Origin of the sequence: Culicoidibacter larvae (assembly GCF_005771635.1) — a bacterium.
GTDB classification, from domain to species: domain Bacteria; phylum Bacillota_I; class Bacilli_A; order Culicoidibacterales; family Culicoidibacteraceae; genus Culicoidibacter; species Culicoidibacter larvae.
Map to the genome: position 1 here is coordinate 78,444 of NZ_VBWP01000007.1, position 17,083 is coordinate 95,526.

A 17,083-nucleotide genomic window follows, 5' to 3' on the forward strand; every position below is an offset into this window, starting at 1 on the left:
TTGGGGAAAACAAAAAAGCGCAAACGGTACTCCGTTTGCGCTTTTCAAATTTAACCGATAATATCACTGACTTGACGGGCATCCTCACGCGTCAGCCCGTACCATTCATTAGTCTGAATCACATGCGGCCGCAACTCCTGCCAATCAATCTTAGCATCATCAATAATAATATAATTTTCAATCGGTAATGTCGCATGTGCCTTCAACCATGCCACAATTTCCAGCTGCCGCTCATAATCAACTGTTAGCGTCTTATCAAACAAGACAATATCAAAATCAGCTAACGCCTGCAACAAAGCTTTGCCAAGTTTGTTTACCGGCACCAACCGCTCATCAAACAAATTCTTCCATGTTGAATGCAAAACTACCTTAAAATCATATCCATAAACAAGCTCTTGTAAAATCGCAAGTTTGTCTCGTTCAATGTATTTATAAGGATCACCTTCTGCCAAAGCTTCACTTCGACCCAAATAATCATGCGAGTTCAGCACACCATCAACATCCAGAAATAAAATTCGCATCAGCAAACCCCTCCAATCAACAAGGAAGCAGGATTAATCAAAAACAATAAACAGCAGATATCCCGGCAGTGTTACAACCAACACCACTAACAATAATATCGCACTCAGGTCTGGCATAAAGAACAATGCTGCTAAAAATGCTACTGCCAATACAATAAACAAAATCGTATAAACGCCAACAACCTTACCAAACTTATCACCAATTTTAAAAGCCGCAACAACCAAAATCAATGCTGCAATAATACCAATAACAGTCCATACTAAATAAATAGTCTCATACCCAAGCAATGACTGAAACATTGAAACCAGTGTCCCTAGAACCGGTGCATCACTAGTCATCCCCTGAATCATTGTTAACCCAAGTGGTGCAACAACCGCAAAAAGAATAATTGTATATAATGTAATTCGCAATGACGAACTTTCTCTCTTATCCACGCAAAAATCCTCCTAATAAAATCATACAATCATTATACCACTCTTTGCTTTGTGTGGAAATCAAAAAAAGCCCGGGACCACACCGTCCCGGGCTTTTCACCTTTTTTCAACTAACTAACCGTTCGCTTTCATCCGAGTAATAATCTCTAAATAACTTTCCGACTTGCCGAATAACGCTGAAGTACCAAGCACAAAGCCACTGGCTCCAAAATCATGTAACCGTTGTACCCGCTCTTCACTCAATGCGCCATCAACAAAAATTTCCAATGTAAGCCCAAGCTCCGCTTTATGCTTTGTCAATTGCGCCACCTTACGCTCAGTAAAATCCAGATACGTACCGCCGGAAAACCCCGGTGTCACCGTCATCACCATCACCAAGTCTGCATACTCCAAGTAATCCACAATCTCAGAAACTGTTGTCTCTGGATTAATTGCGATTCCAGATTTAACACCAAACGTCCGTATCTGCTGTAAAGTCCGAATAATATAATGACTGCTTTCAGGATGCACATAAATAATATCCGCACCCGCCTCAGCAAACTGTGCAATATACTTCTGCGGATTTTGCAACATCAAGTGAATATCCAACGGTTTTTGCGTCAACTGCTTTAACGCCATAATATCCTGCATACCCAAAGCAAAATTATCCACAAAAACCCCATCCATAATATCCACATGGAAGCCATCAACACCACTCTGTTCCAACTCTGCAACCACGGCACCAATATTACACCAATCAGCACACATCAGTGACGGTGTCAAATACATCATCCTGCCACCTCCTGCTTATACACCATAACCAACTCAAAATTGCCGCTTGCTTCGATCTGCTTCGTGGCCGCAGTCAGCAACAAAAAATCTCCGGCACCAATCGCGCTACCCTGTAACGTACCGCTGCCACTCACTACAAAACAAGCCAGATAAGCATTCGCTTTAGCCACTACTGCATCACCACCAACACTCAACTTTTGAACGGTAAAAAACTCACTCTCCATAAACGTATCCAGCACCGCATCACAATAATATTCCGTACGCTTGTTCATTACCGGATATTTCGCCGGTACCGTCGTCACCCGTTTCGCTTGCTCCATATGCAACTCGCGCTTCGTGCCACTCGTATCCAAACGCTCATAATCATAAAACCGATAAGTCGTATCACTATTTTGTGCCACTTCCAAAACCAAATTACCAGCACCAATCGCATGCAACATCCCAGCCGGAACATAAATAAAATCACCCTGCCGCACCGGAATCTCACATAACAAATCTTTCCATCGCTCATCATTAACCATATCTAAGAACTGCTGGGCATCAACCGCACTATGCCCATAAATAATCTTGCTGCCAGTCTCAGCATCAAGCACATACCAAGCCTCATGCTTACCATTATCACCAGCAAACTCATGGGCAAAAACATCATCGGGATGTACCTGAACACTCAGTTTCCGCTTTGCATCTACCAAACGCAGCTGAAACGGAAAATGCGATTCTGGGGACGTGTAAAAACCAAACAATGAACTCTGGGTCAGCCAGAGTTCATGTAAAGACATGCCATCATACTTGCCGCCGCGAACAACACTAACGCCATTTACATGATCAGCAAATCCCCAAATCTCACCCAACGGTTCCTGATTTACTTTGTAACTATAAGGATATTGCTCCGTCAGTTTAGTCCCACCCCACATTTTTTCAAAAAAGCGTGGCGCAAAAAAAATTACTTGTTCCATCTAATCATCAAATCCATTCGCATCAACTAGCTCTTTAAACCAACTACCTGATCTCTTCAACTTCCGTTCACCAGTTTGCGGATTAAACTCAATGACACCATAACGATTCTTATAAGCATTAATCATTGACCAGTTGTCAATCGGCGTCCAAATATGGTAGCCAAAACAATTCACACCTTCGCTGATAGCTTGATGCACATATCGTAAATGTTCCTTGTAGAAAGCTATCCGGTAAGTATCATCAATTACGCCATCGGCACCACGAAACTGATCTTCCTGCTGAATACCCATACCATTTTCTGCTATATAACACTTCACATTGCCATACTCATTTTTAATTGTCATCAACATATCATAAATCGCCTTAGGATAAATCTCCCAACCACGCGAAGTGTTCATACGTCGTCCTTGCATCTCATAGTAATCAAAAAACGACTCCGGTAACAGCACACTCTCAGGATGCGGCACATGTTCCTTTGCCTTCACCCGCCGCGGCTGATAATAATTCAGGCCAATAAAATCAACCCGATTCGCAGCAATCAACTGTTTATCCTCAGGCAACCCTACCGGTAACAAATCATGCTCACCCAAAAACTCAACCAACTCAGCGTTCCACTGACCTAGTAACACGGGGTCAAGAAAGGAACGCACAAAAATCAAATCGGCAATCCGCGCTGCCGCAACATCCTTCGGATTGTCACTCCGCGGATAAATTGGCGTAATATTAAGTATTGTACAAATCTCGCCACCATCAACAACTTGGTGAAAAACTTTTACAGCAGCAGCATGAGCAATAATCATGTTATAACTTACTTGCACTGCGCGCTTGAAATCCACTACATTGGGATAATGAAAATCATAAAGATAACCACCCTCAGGCGTTACAATCGGTTCATTAAATGTTGCCCACAGTTTTACTTTATCACCAAAAAGTTCAAAACATATTTTTGCATAACGAACATAGGCATCAACAACTTCACGATTTTCAAATCCGCCTTTCGCCTGTAATGCCGCCGGCATATCAAAGTGCATGAGATTCATAATTAAAGTAACACCTTGTCGCTTGAATTCATCAATCACTTCATGATAGTAAACCACAGCTTCTTGATCAACATCACCATCACCATCAGGAATCAGCCGCGCCCACGAAATAGACGTACGATGCGAATTATGGCCAACTGCCTTATAAAGACTAATATCTTCTTTATAGCGATGATAAAAGTCAGCTAGCTTATTTGGACCAACACCATCGAAAAACCGATTCGGCGCCAGATTATAAAATACATCAAAAATAGTCTTGCCTCTACTTGAATCTGACCCTTCAGTTTGCAAAGCACTTGAGGCTCCGCCCCAGTAAAAATCTTCTGGAAATTGATAAAACATACTTGCTCCTCCTTGTTGTTATTCAACAGCTACTCTTCAACAGCAACTTCTTCTGCTAGATTCTCTTTCTGCTCCTGCTTCTGTGCCAAAATAATAAATGGCACCCACAGTAAAATCATCACTGCCAACTCCACCAGTTGCATAATACCGCCCATAATCGAGTTAGTTGCCAATATACCACTGAAGAATATTGGCATTGTCCATGGTACCGCCACCCCGGTAGTCAAAGGCACCAAACCAATTGCCATCGCTCCATAAGTCATTGCCGCCGCAATCGGCGCCCCTAACATCCAAGGCACAACATACAATGGATTTAAGATAATCGGCATCCCAAACAGCATTGGTTCAGAAATATTGAAAATCGCTGGCGCCAATCCCAGTTTAGCAACTTCTCTTTGCCGTCTACTCTTAGAAATAAACAAAATAACCAACACGGCTGCCAAAGCACCCATTGATCCTATCGACACGGTAAAAATCTCGACAAACTGTTTCGTAACAATATTAGGTAAAATTTCACCCGCTTGATAAGCGGTCAAATTTTGCAATGAAGTTGCATTCCATAAAGTATCCATAATCGGATTTACTACCAAGTGACCGTGAATACCAAAGAACCAGAAGAACTGTACCAAGAAAATTGCTAAGATAGTTGCTAAGAATGAAGTCCCTAAGCTCACTAAAGGCTTCTGCAATATTTCATAGATAAAAGTATGCACACTTTCCCACGGCGTATAAGAAAAACCAATATAAACTGCAGTGAAGAATGCTAAAGTAATTGCAGCCGGAATAATTGAAGAAAACGAACGACTTACTGCTGGCGGCACTTCCGCTGGCATTTTAATCGTCCAATTACGACGCACAACAAATCCATAAATTTCGGTAGCCAAAATGGCCGCAATCATTGAAACAAACAATCCTTGTGCACCCATCAGCACTGTTGGAATTGCATTGCCGAAGAAAACACCCTCAACCTCAACACCAAAAGGTGTCAAAATAAAAAATGCCGTTAACGCTACTGCGCCAGAGAATATGGCCTCACCTTTGCGTTCCGGATTACGATATTTAAACAAATAGTAACCAATCCCGAAAGCCACAAAAATTGACATCAGCAACATTGCACTGGAACTTGCATGACCCAATAAATCATTGAGCATTGTTTTTTGATCATCACCAAATAATGGAAAATTGATAATAATCAATAAAATCGAACCAAACATCGTCAACGGGAACGACAGCATAAATGCATCCCGAAGACTAAGCAAGTACACGTTATTGCTTATCTTATAAGCAATTGGTGCTAATACATCTGCTATTTTTTCCAAAAACTTTGACATAATAAAACCTCCGATAACGTTTTCATTTTACAAATTGATTATATTCTTTTATTAAATTCATGTCAACCTATATTTTAAATAAATATCATCATTATAAAAAAGCACCTGCTAAACAGGTGCTTTTTTTCAAAGTTTTTATTCAAATTTTGTCATCGACTTATATCTAAAGTGTTTATACCGATAGTGAGTTACTGAATACTGAAAAGGCATACCAGTATCTAAAAAAACAATCTGCTCAAGCACGGCAATCGGATCTCCAACCGGAATCTCCAGATATTCATGATCCTTCTGATTAGCCGCCTCAGCATAAATATACTCATGGGAACTATCAATCCGTTTTTTCAACACATCAATAATATATGAATATACCGAGCCATGAACAATCTCATTATTTAGCCCTGGGACTGCATCAAGCGGCATAAAAGTATGCTCATAAATCTGCGGGATACCATCGATAACCCGAACCCGTTCCAATTCATAAACAAAATCATCTTTATGAATATACAACGCATCAGCAAGTTCCTGATTTGCCTTAATAATCTCAAAACCCATGACCTTAGTTTCACTATCAATTCCCGGGTGATTACGGGCAAAACCCAACATCTGCGATGTATATTTAGAATGCAGGGGAGTCTTCTTCGCTACCGAATTGATATACGTACCTGAACCCTGTTTCTTAATCACCAAACCCTCTTGTGCCAGAACATCAACAGCCTTCTTAATAGTAATCTTACTGACATTATACTGCTCGCACAAAGCCTTCTCAACCGGAAGCTGCTGTGTCTTATCATAATGGCCATCCAAAATTGCGCCGCGCAAGTCAATAGCAATCCTCATATATTTAGGTAAATTCTCCACTGCCAAACCCTCCAATTGAATATAACAAGTTCTAATACATAGTATACTATCTTTTAATTAAGCTGTAAATCTTTGCCGTCAGGGAAAACAAAAACACGGCGGAACAGTGTGGTTCCGCCATGTTCACCTTTAACCAATATCAATCCAAAGCATCAAACTTTGCCTTCATTGTCGGATTCTTCCGCACTAACTTCTTAACCGTCAAATCCTCAGCTTTATTATTGGCAATCCGTAAATTATTTTCCGAAGAAAGCAACGCATCTTTTGTCTTTTGCAGATGACTAATGGTCTTGTCAATCTCATCAATTGCGGTTTTAAACTTGCGGCTGGCCAAATCATAATTTCTGGCAAAACCTTCTTTGAACTGATTCAAATCAGCCTCAAAATGCGTAATATCCAAATTCTGCTCACGCATCAGCGCCACTTCCTGCTTATACTGCAGCGAGTTCATCGCTGCATTCCGCAACAAGGTTATAATTGGAATAAAAAACTGCGGCCGTACCACATACATCTTTGGATACTCATAAGAAACATCAGTAATGCCATTATATAAGTCATTATCGGCCTCAAGCAAAGTCACCAGTACCGCATACTCGCACTGCTTCTCGCGGCGATCCTTATCCAGTTCCTTGAAGAAATGTTCATTCTTCTTTTTCGTCGCCGTCTCATCACCCTCATTCTTCATCTCAAACATAATTGAGATGATCTCCACACCTTGCTCATCAAACTCGCGATAAATATAGTCGCCCTTACTGCCACTGGAAGCATCGTTGTCCTTACTGAACATCGCATTCGGAAAAGCCGTCGGTCGCAACTGATTAAAAAGAATCTCGCAATGCTGCTCTAAACTCTCACCAACCATCTTGGTTGACTGCTTTGCTTTGAAATCTTTATAAAAAGCAATCGTCTCATCCTTTTGCTTTAATTCCGACTCATACTTTTCCTTAATCGCATTTTTTTCCAACGCATTCTTTGCCTCAGCAATTTGCTGCTCATTCTCAAATAATTGCAGTCTAGTATTAAGATCAGCAATCAAATCACGCATTTCCCGCTCTTTATCCTTAACCGCAATTTCCTTCTCCATATTTGATTTAGTAAGCTCACTCTTAGTATTCACTTCTAACAAAGCAATCTTACTTTCGTATTGTAACTTAGCATGTTCCAGCTTCTCATGGACTTCCGCCTCAAACTCTTTGGTGCGAACCTGACTTATAATATCGGCATAACTGCTTTCATCAATCGTAAATACCTCACCGCATTTTGGACATTTAATTTCTTTCATGAATGCCCCCTCCTTGACCAATTCATTTTCCTACTAATTATACCACCTTTTGACTTATTTATGGAGAAAAAGAAGAACCATAGGAACACAAATGTCCCTATGGTTCAATTATTTCATTTAACGTCCTTCTTTAGGCGGTGTTGTTAAGTCTCCAAATATTTCAACATGGTCAAGTTCTTCTTTTGGAGTTTCACTCAAATTCTCAAGTTCATTGAATGCTCTATTATTTTCTAACGAATTACCTGATCTTAATCGATTTGTTTTCACTAAATAATCTTGATTCATAGGCAGACTCCAATATCCATCACTATTTGGGTTTTTATCAAGTGCAAACACTAAGATATCTCCATCCCGATATTGTGGTGCATCACCAATTTTTGTGTTCGGAAAACCACTTGTTGTCAATTCAATTTGGTCACCGACTGCAACTCCTTCGCCGCTGATTACTTCCAGAATATCCAAAACCCAAACTGTACTCCAGTTTGCCATACTATTCTTCTGATAGTCTTCAACATCAAAATTATCTTGACCTTCTGGATTAACCGGCTTATCGCCAGTATCTACAGGATTCTCTACTTTTCCTTCAATGAGTGAAGTGAGTTCTGGGAACTCTGACTTTAACTCAGCCGCAGAATATGTTTCATCACCAGAAACTACAGTATTCTTCACTCCCTCAACTCTGACAACCTTCGCAACTACTACATTATCAGAATAATACATAATACTCTCATAATCATTAGCAATAAGTTCCGTATTAAATGACATTTCGGTTTCATTTAATATATTAGCAAACGGCGTAACCGAATCCTCAATATTATTATCTACATACCTGCTCGCAATTATTGCACTCTCATTTGGTTGATTAATAAAATATGAGCAAAATACCAATATAATACAAATAATACCAGACAATACTAAAAATCCAGTTTTCTTATCCATTAGTAGCCACCTCCCCAGAATGAATTTTTACCATGCCGAGCTTCATAAGAGTCATTATCATCACGACCGAAATAAATGCTTGATAATCGCCCTTGAGTCATTATATTACCCGAATATTTATTATCAGCCAAACCTAATGCATGACCCATTTCATGTGTAATAGTGTATTGGATTTCTGCAGATGAATAATATCTACCTAGACTGGTATTCCACATAACATAATCATTAAGTTCAATAACTCCTTGGCACATTCTACTAAATCGATTAGGACATTCTTTATAATAACGTCCACTAGCTCGCCAACCATTGCCTTCCCAACGATCAGAATAATCATCACTAAGAAACACTACATCTGTATATGCAGTCCGCCCGTCGCTCGTTTTATAAGAAGTAAAACTCTTCTGCGATATATTTACACTCCCACTATTATGCCAAATATTTCCTGCATCATTCATTCTCCAAGACGAATATGTTGATTGATTAGCGTGCCATAAACTACCCAGAGATACCGCCATATAACTTCCATTCAAGTTGGTATAGGCAGTAGATTTTACATTTATCTTACCAAAAGACATGATAAGTCCACAAATAAATAAAATTGAAACAAAATAGATAATCTTCTTCATAAAAATCTCCCTTAAACGAATTCTGTTTCCATTGTACACTACAAATGCACTATATTTACCATTTATTTCACATATAATAACATTTTCACTTTTTAACTATTTATGAGAAAAGCAACAGTTTATATAAAACTAAAAAAGAGAACTTAACCAAGTTATGTTCTCTTTAAATATTTATAAGATGGTGGGCGGGGACGGATTCGAACCGCCGAACCCTAAGGAGCGGATTTACAGTCCGCCGCGTTTAGCCACTTCGCTACCCGCCCAAAAATTACGACTCATTTATTGTACCTTATTTCAACAAAGGAAGTCAATATATTTAAGCGGTTTTACCAACAAAAAAAGCACTACCCTATTCGGGTGGTGCTTTTGTCTGCAGCTGCTCTGGTTCGATATGAATATATGTACGTTTCACTCCATAATCATGATCCAGCACTTGCTCAATATGGTCAGCGATTTCATGAGATTCCAGCACTGTCAGGTTGCCGTCAACAGCAATAGTAACATCTATAGTTGGCACATTACCGAGCATCCGACCGCGAATATCACAAATTTCAATCACGCCATCAATGTTTTGCACTGCTTCACGATAAATAGCCAGTGCCTTAACATCAAAGCCATCAATCAGACTATTGCCAGACTCCATAAAAATATCAAACGCAGTCTTAATAATAATGGCAGCAATTAAAACAGAAGCAATCGGGTCTATCCAAGCCATATTAAACTGCGAAGCCGCAATTGCCACAAAAGCACCAAATGCGGTTAAAGCATCGGAAACATTATGCTTAGCAATCACCCACACTGAACTTACCTTAGTACGCTTAAACAAGGCAAAATTAATAACTGCCGACACTCCAATAATCGCCATCGAAATCAAAGCAACCGTTGCTGCCAGCATATCCGGGGCTTCCGGACTGAACTCAAAAAATTTACGCACTCCGTTGATTAAGGCTTCAAAACCGACATAAAACATCACAATCGACGCAATCAATGAAGCAATTTGCTCAATACGATAATGACCATAGCGATGCTCATCATCGCCGGGATGCCGCGAAAGCCGCAATCCGATCAAGATAATCAAGGTAGAAACAACGTCGCTGGCACTATTTAAACCATCTGCGTATAGCGCACTTGAGCCTGTCATAAATGAAACTGAAACTTTCATCACTGCAGCTATTATATAGGCGCCGATACTGACATAAGTCCCAATATCCACCAAAGCATACTCTGACAATTTTTTCATGGTTACACCCCAAAAAATCAATGTTTAACTATTATATCAAATGCAAAAGTAAATTGATACAAAAATACTAAAATAGTGTATAATATTAGTATATTTTGCATGAAGAGGGATACAGACATGAAACTATTAAAAAGCGGAAAATTCTGGAATATCGTTGTCATCATTATTATCGCCTCAATTGTAATGTGGCTCTCACTTAAAGATGATACTGCCGAAAAACTGGCCGCCCTTGCCTCTGCCAATATTTGGTGGGTGCTGGTCGCTGTTGGCGTTATCCTGTTTTGGTGGATTAGCGAAGCCTGGATTTTGCAATTGATTGCAAAATCAGAAGGACATAAATATCGTTTTGTTGATGCCTTGCCGGCGGCAATTATTGGCCAGTTTTACAGCGCGGCAACGCCAAGTGCCAGCGGCGGCCAATTCTTTCAAGTTTATTTTATGGACCGCCAAGGCTTTAAAATTACTACCTCAGTCTTAATTCTAACCGTCAACTTTATTATCTATGTCGGCTCATTGTTGGTTATGTCAGTTATCGCTGCAATTGCCTCATTCTCATATTTTGACAGCTTTATGCCAGCGTTACCGCTCTGGCTTGCAATTGGCTTTGCAGCCAATGCTGTTGTTTATCTATTAATATTAAACGCAGCTTCTTCAAAAAAATTTCATCGCACCCTAATTGCTTTTGTTGCCCGCATACTTAAATTATTTCGTCGTGATCAACAAAAAATTTATCATACAACGATGAAGCTCGAAAAAAATATCACTGAATTTCGCGCCAGCCTTAATACTATTAAACAAAATAAAAAAGCCTACTTTGAATTTTTTCTGGTCAACTGCTTACGTTTGGTCGGCTTCCATACCCTGCCATTCTTTGTTATGCTAGCTCTCGGTGTACCAATTGTCAATGTACCGCTCACACTCATGTACTGTATGTGCGGCAGTATCCTCATTGGACTCATTACTTCATTTATTCCGATTCCCGGTGCCAGTGGTGGTGCTGAAGCATTCTTTGGACTTTTCTTTATGAATTTGTTCCCGGTTGACTTGCTTGGTCCCGGTCTGATTTTATGGCGCAGCATCCAATTATATTTCCCGCTTATTGTCGGCGGCATTATTACTGTTTGGTATACTGCATATATTAAAAAGAAACCTCTTATTACTGAAGAAGAGTAAAAAGCGTTTGGCCGATGGCCAAACGCTTTTTTATTTTCTCCCATATACAATCAGTAGCTACAATAAAATGTTTTCAGCTTTGTACAAGCTTCTTGTAGTAAAGTACTACTGGTTGCAATGTTAATGCGGATAAATGATTGATAATCAGCAATGAATCGTTCTCCTGATTCTACTAACACACCGGTTGCTGCTGCAAGTTGGCGAACAAATTGTTCAACATCTTTTACTTTATCCAGTCGCATCCAAACTAAGTACCCTGCTTCTGGTTCCATGATTTCAATGCCACTACCAGCTAAAACCGTCTTAACAATTGCTAAATTTTTATGCAATTGCGCAATGAGTTCTTGCACCCATTCAGCACCATACTCATAGGCAATTTGTGTAAAAGCAATTCCCAGACGATTGACTTGAATATGATACTTGTTCAATTGTTCTTCAACTCTTGCTAATAACAATTTATTCTGACTCAATATATATGATGTACTAAGTCCAGACAAGTTAAATGTTTTATTGGCACCGGTACTGATAATTATCTTATCATATAGCTCGCTGAACGAGAGTAATGAAACAAACTTTTTCTTACCTAAAATAACATCACTGTGAATTTCATCAGCAATTAACAAGATATCATATTTGCGACAGAGTTTGACTAGCGTTTCCAGTTCAGTTTGACGCCAAACTTTTCCTGAAGGATTATGAGGATTACAAAACAAAATTGCTTCAATATTATCATGTTGCAGTTGTTCTTCAAGCATATTGAAGTCAATGGTATATTGATTGCCATTATATGCCAATGGGCAGTTATGCATAGTTGCAAATGATGTAATTGCTTGCTGAAAATGACCATATACCGGTGTAAACACAAGTACGTTTTTATTCTGTAGCAATGAACCAATGATAAAATGCAGTCCTGATAATGTCCCAGGTGCTGCCAGAATCCACTCGCGTCGAATATTAAGATCATGCTGTTTTTTATGCCATTCAATAATACTATTGTAGAAACTATCTTGTATTGTAAAGTAGCCAAAATCTCCAGATTGTACAGTTTCGATGAAATGTTGTTGAATCACTTCCGCGTGGTTATAATCCATATCAGAAATAAAAAGCGGATAAATTGTTTTATCTTCAATCAAAAAACGCTTTTTAATATAGGTAGCATCCCATTTCATTGAACCATTTCCGCTACGCTCCATCAAGTCGTTAAAGTTTGTCATTTTAAGTTCCTTTCGTCACCGCCTGCACATACTTATTAATCAAAATATCCATAGCAATATGAGCATTTAATCGCGTATCAATATCAGCATCGGTGTCTTTACTATGTGATGTATAAATAATTTGAGTAGCCAGATTTCCAATCGGAGAATCCGGCACTTCAGTTATTAAAATGATATCAATGCCGCGTAAACTTGCTTCAACAACTGCTTCCAAAACTTCTGGCGGATTGCCACTTCTTGATAATACAAAAAGCATATCACTTTCCGGTTTGAGTGCTCTGGCTGACAAACGCATAAATCGCGAATCATCATATTGTTCTGCGGTCTTACCTAAAAGTTGCAGTTTTATTTGAAACATTTTTCCTAAAAAATTACTCATGCCCATACCATAAATAGTAATTTTATCACATTGAATCATTTTTCCGATAATTTCTTCGGTCGCCGCTTCCGTCACCGCTTGATAAGTATGTAAAAGCATATCGACATAATCGTTTTTTTCAATACTAGGTTCATGAAACTGCTCACGTAAGAAATAATCATTTTTAAAATACAAAAAATTTGTATACCCTAATTTTTGCGTTAACCGATGGACACTCGTTTTTGAAACATTAAATGTCTCAGCAATCTTAATAATAGTACAAGTATTAAAATCAAACTGTTCACGGTTATCCAATAAATCAGTCAGTAATTTTCTTTCCATATGTGTAAGTGTGCTGGCATGTAAAGATATTTGTTTTTGTAAACTCATAAATGTTCACCCTTTCGATACCTTAACAACCAGCATTCTACCTACAGCATTAATATTGCTATTCAGTTACCAATGCCGCTTCGCTTGCATCAGCAACCTCTTCTTTTCCGTACTGGTCGTCCAAGGCCTTAATAAAAGGATAATAGATTATTGTCGAAATAACAATAGCTATGACTTGAACAACCGCTCCTTGCCAGCCGGCAACCAGGAATCCCGAGAAAATCGGTGGTGTCGGCCACGGCGCCACCACACCATTAAACAGTGGCATAAAACCGATGACCATTGCAAAATAAGCAATCAGCACCGAAACAATCGGTGCCAGAGTTACCGGAATCAGCATCAATGGATTAAATACAATTGGCAACCCGAACACAATCGGCTCATTAATATTGAATAAAGCTGGTACCAAACTGATTTTCGATAATGCTTTTAAACGTGATGAACGGGCAACAAAAATCATGGCAATAACTAATCCGATAGTTAATCCGGCACCACCAATAGTTGCAAATTGGTCAATCATCTGAATTGTTCCAACGTTACCGGTAGCCATATTTAATGTCCCATTTTTAAATAGTTCCAGGTTTTCCATAGAGTTGGCATTCAACAATGGGTTAACAATAGAGTTTACCACCGTTGGATGAATACCAAACCACCATAAAAAGCCATTCAGTCCGGCAACTAATACAACCGCACCAATATTTGAAGTTAATCCTTGTAATGGAATTTGAATAATCTTATAGACAAGCTCTTGCAATGAACCTGCGAAGATTGTTGATAAACCACTGATAACCAAGAAAATTGTTACTACAAAAATTCCCGGAATCAACGCACTAAAAGATTTCGAAACCATATCCGGTACCGATGCCGGCATTGTAATTACCAGCTTGCGCTTTTGACAGAAACGAATAATCTCAACTGTCAGGAAACCAACAATCAATGCGGTAATAACCCCTTGAGTCCCTAACCAAGTGAATGAAAGCACACGGCTGACAAGTTCGCCTGATTCAGTGATGACTTCTTTAGGTGTTACTACTACATAAGCAACTAAAGCTAAAATCAATCCTGACAAGGCATCCATCTTATACTCTTCGGAAAGCTTATAAGCAATCGTCCCAGCCAAAAAGAACCCCATCATATTAAAGGTTGCCCGATAAGCTGATTCCAAGTAAGCTGTCCAGTTTGCCCCAAAAATACTGGCCATAAACTCACTATATCCGGGAACCGGGAAATCAGTGATAATCAAGAAGATTGATCCAATAATAGTTAATGGCATAATTACCAAGAACCCTGAGCGAAGTGCGCCAAAATACTTGTTGTTAGTAACCTTGGCTACCCTAGGCACCATCTGCTCCTCAATAAATTTAATAAAGCTATTCATATATATTACCTCCAAGATAGCGTTTGCAATACCATTATATCAACGAAAACTACGCAATATGTCCCTGTTTTGGGGAAATTTCCCAGAGGTATTTTTATGAGAAAAGAGAAAAAAAGCCTGTTACGACAGGCTTTTTTTACCATATAACTTAATTCCCGCATGTCCAACCATTTAGTTGCGGATAAATTTTCCATTGTCAACCATGTACCAATATGATACCTTGATAACAGAAAACAAATATTTCAGGAGGTTCATATTTATGAAAGTTTATAATAGTCAGAAAGCTCCCGAGGCAATCGGACCGTATGTACAAGCAATTGCGGCCAATGGTAACCTATATTTATCAGGTGTGCTTGGCATCGATCGCTCAACCGGAAAAATGGCCGGTGAAAGTACCGAAGAACAAGCAAAACAAATATTTAAGAATATTGAATATGTTCTGGCAGAAGCAGGACTTACCCTCAATCATGTCATCAAAACAACAATTTTCCTGACAACAATGGATGATTTCCAGACCGTCAATCAAGTTTATGGTGCCAACTTCAGCAGTCATAAACCGGCCCGTTCATGCATAGCTGTTTCAGCGCTGCCACTAAATGCTAAGGTAGAAATTGAACTTATCGCTGAACTCGTATAAAAGATAAATCCTGATTAGGTGCAGCACCTAATCAGGATTTTTTTATTCGCCGCGATAGCGAAGCACAATTATTGCACCACCAATGCAAAGCCCGCCAATTGCTGCCCATGCCGCTATTGGTGCCTGTCCGGTTTGTGGCAAAGTGTCGCTGTTTGCAGTCGTTGATTCCGACTGTTCCGCTTCTTCAGTATTATTCTCACTGCTATTGTTATCTGTGCTATCACCAGGTTCATCTTGCAGCAACGCTTCATACACCTGATTCACTGTCCAGCTATAGTTGCGCAACTCAGTGTCTGCGCTATCGAAGCGGTTAGGATCAACCGCTGGGTCAGTAACCGGTGAGTGGACCCGGTTACCAAGTAAAACAATCCCAAGATTGTTTTCTGGGTCAATCAGGGTCAGAGTGCCGGTCCAGCCAGTATGTCCATATGTAGTCGGACTGGCATATTTGCCGAACGAACTATAGCCGGAACCACCATTTACCCGCCAACCGAGACCGTAGGTCGGGTTACTTACTGAGCTCGCGGTGAACTCATCAGCGACCGCTTTGCTGAAGAGTTCAACCCCATTATAAGTACCGCCATTCAGCATAACTTGAAGCAGCACCGCCATGTCGGCGGTATTTGAAAATAATCCCGCATGTCCGGAAACACCTTCCATTGCGTAATAAGCTTTTTCATCATGAACTTCGCCCCAAATTGTTTCGATACGAATATTAGGAAAATCAATAACCCCATCACGGGTATTACCGTTTAACTCAGTTGCTGCTGTTTGTTCAGGTGCTATACCTTTATCTAGCGGATTGAACATCGTATGGGTCAATCCCAGCGGTGCGTAGATTTCCATTTCGACATATTCATCAAGCGGCATACCAACAATGGCTTCAATAATGAACCCTAGCAGCATATAATCAACGTCGCTATAAATATTCTTTGTACCCGGTTCATATTCAAGCGGTGTTTTACAAATCATTGCCAATGTCGTTGCTTTGTCTTGCGAATACAAGTCTCCGGCTACAGCCTGATTTGGGTATTGCGGATCAGCCGGGAAGCCAGCATTATGATGCAGGATGTCACTGATTTTCATAATATCTTTACCTTTGATTACATCATCAGGCTGATCGGCAAAGCCATCAATATAGTCTGAAACTAAATCGTCAATTCCAAGCTTACCTTCAGTCACTAATTTCTGCAAGGCAAAGTTGGTGGCAAACATTTTGGTATTTGATGCCATGTCATACATCGTATCAACCGTTGCCGGAATCGGATCACTCATCAATTCTGATTGATTATATTTTTTTGCCAAACCAAAGGCATTCTGATAAGCAATTTTTCCATCCTTAATAACTATCATGCTTAAACTCGAATATCCGGCATCAATCTGTTCTTGAATATTAGTTTCCATCTGTGCTAATTTTTCGCTATCAAACCCGGCTTCTTCTGGATTCGTTACCGGGGACAAGGTGGGTGATGCGGCACTCGGGTGCAGCATCACTAAACTGTTGCACAGCAGGATAGTTACCATTACAAAGATTCCTTTAGATACTTTTTTCATTCCTTCTACCTCCAAAATAAAGCAAGATGACACATCC

16 protein-coding genes, 1 tRNA gene and 1 pseudogene are annotated in these 17,083 nt (G+C 39.7%); 2 read left to right on the plus strand and 16 right to left on the minus strand.

Annotated elements, in window-relative coordinates:
• Positions 1-50: 50 nt before the first annotated feature.
• The 12 genes from FEZ08_RS08505 to FEZ08_RS08560 all read right to left on the minus strand — a co-directional run bounded on the left by FEZ08_RS08505 (position 51) and on the right by FEZ08_RS08560 (position 10,342).
• Positions 51-521 carry an HAD domain-containing protein gene (locus FEZ08_RS08505; protein WP_138191357.1) on the minus strand — a complete coding sequence of 157 codons (471 nt, stop codon included), beginning with the start codon at positions 519-521 and terminating at the stop codon, positions 51-53.
• A gap of 33 nt (positions 522-554) precedes the next feature.
• Entirely contained in the window at positions 555-956 is a 402-nt protein-coding gene (locus FEZ08_RS08510; RefSeq protein ID WP_138191359.1) for a hypothetical protein, read from the minus strand.
• Between the two features lie 114 nt (positions 957-1,070).
• Positions 1,071-1,727 carry a ribulose-phosphate 3-epimerase gene (locus FEZ08_RS08515; protein ID WP_138191361.1) on the minus strand — a complete coding sequence of 219 codons (657 nt, stop codon included), beginning with the start codon at positions 1,725-1,727 and terminating at the stop codon, positions 1,071-1,073.
• Positions 1,724-2,683, minus strand: coding sequence for a type I phosphomannose isomerase catalytic subunit (locus FEZ08_RS08520; protein ID WP_138191363.1), 960 nt, complete (start codon positions 2,681-2,683; stop codon positions 1,724-1,726). Before FEZ08_RS08520 ends, FEZ08_RS08515 begins: the two co-directional genes overlap by 4 nt.
• Positions 2,684-4,066, minus strand: a complete 1,383-nt coding sequence (locus FEZ08_RS08525; protein ID WP_138191365.1) for a glycoside hydrolase family 1 protein — start codon at positions 4,064-4,066, stop codon at positions 2,684-2,686.
• Between the two features lie 29 nt (positions 4,067-4,095).
• Positions 4,096-5,397 carry a PTS sugar transporter subunit IIC gene (locus tag FEZ08_RS08530; RefSeq protein ID WP_138191367.1) on the minus strand — a complete coding sequence of 434 codons (1,302 nt, stop codon included), beginning with the start codon at positions 5,395-5,397 and terminating at the stop codon, positions 4,096-4,098.
• 135 nt (positions 5,398-5,532) lie between these two features.
• A complete protein-coding gene (locus FEZ08_RS08535) occupies positions 5,533-6,255 on the minus strand; it encodes a GntR family transcriptional regulator (protein WP_138191369.1) in 723 nt (240 codons plus the stop codon).
• A gap of 139 nt (positions 6,256-6,394) precedes the next feature.
• On the minus strand, positions 6,395-7,537 hold the full coding sequence (locus FEZ08_RS08540; protein ID WP_138191371.1) for a DUF2130 domain-containing protein: 1,143 nt from the start codon (positions 7,535-7,537) through the stop codon (positions 6,395-6,397).
• Positions 7,538-7,654: 117 nt separating this feature from the next.
• Positions 7,655-8,476: a hypothetical protein gene (locus tag FEZ08_RS08545; RefSeq protein ID WP_138191373.1), complete on the minus strand. Its 822-nt coding sequence runs from the start codon at positions 8,474-8,476 to the stop codon at positions 7,655-7,657.
• On the minus strand, positions 8,476-9,102 hold the full coding sequence (locus FEZ08_RS08550) for a zinc metalloprotease (protein WP_138191375.1): 627 nt from the start codon (positions 9,100-9,102) through the stop codon (positions 8,476-8,478). Before FEZ08_RS08550 ends, FEZ08_RS08545 begins: the two co-directional genes overlap by 1 nt.
• A 179-nt stretch (positions 9,103-9,281) precedes the next feature.
• Positions 9,282-9,365: transfer RNA gene (locus FEZ08_RS08555), tRNA-Tyr, on the minus strand.
• A gap of 86 nt (positions 9,366-9,451) precedes the next feature.
• Positions 9,452-10,342, minus strand: coding sequence for a cation diffusion facilitator family transporter (locus FEZ08_RS08560; RefSeq protein ID WP_138191377.1), 891 nt, complete (start codon positions 10,340-10,342; stop codon positions 9,452-9,454).
• 117 nt (positions 10,343-10,459) lie between these two features.
• Between FEZ08_RS08560 and FEZ08_RS08565 the strand changes: the two genes are divergently transcribed.
• Positions 10,460-11,515, plus strand: coding sequence for a lysylphosphatidylglycerol synthase transmembrane domain-containing protein (locus FEZ08_RS08565; RefSeq protein ID WP_171015001.1), 1,056 nt, complete (start codon positions 10,460-10,462; stop codon positions 11,513-11,515).
• 50 nt (positions 11,516-11,565) lie between these two features.
• On the opposite strand, the gene FEZ08_RS08570 is transcribed toward FEZ08_RS08565, so the two are convergent.
• Genes FEZ08_RS08570 through FEZ08_RS08580 form a run of 3 tightly spaced genes read right to left on the minus strand, consistent with a single transcriptional unit; the run spans position 11,566 to position 14,855 of the window.
• The gene (locus FEZ08_RS08570; RefSeq protein WP_138191381.1) at positions 11,566-12,729 is read right to left on the minus strand and encodes a MalY/PatB family protein; all 1,164 of its coding nucleotides are present in this window, start codon (positions 12,727-12,729) and stop codon (positions 11,566-11,568) included.
• A gap of 1 nt (position 12,730) precedes the next feature.
• A complete protein-coding gene (locus FEZ08_RS08575; protein ID WP_138191383.1) occupies positions 12,731-13,477 on the minus strand; it encodes a MurR/RpiR family transcriptional regulator in 747 nt (248 codons plus the stop codon).
• Between the two features lie 58 nt (positions 13,478-13,535).
• Positions 13,536-14,855, minus strand: coding sequence for a PTS sugar transporter subunit IIC (locus FEZ08_RS08580; protein ID WP_138191385.1), 1,320 nt, complete (start codon positions 14,853-14,855; stop codon positions 13,536-13,538).
• A gap of 259 nt (positions 14,856-15,114) precedes the next feature.
• On the opposite strand from FEZ08_RS08580, the gene FEZ08_RS08585 reads away from it, so the two are divergent.
• On the plus strand, positions 15,115-15,492 hold the full coding sequence (locus FEZ08_RS08585; RefSeq protein WP_138191387.1) for a Rid family detoxifying hydrolase: 378 nt from the start codon (positions 15,115-15,117) through the stop codon (positions 15,490-15,492).
• A gap of 234 nt (positions 15,493-15,726) precedes the next feature.
• Here FEZ08_RS08585 and pbp4b read toward each other — a convergent pair.
• Positions 15,727-17,016: pseudogene (gene pbp4b, locus FEZ08_RS08590) on the minus strand (penicillin binding protein PBP4B); the annotation flags it as partial.
• Positions 17,017-17,083: the final 67 nt, after the last annotated feature.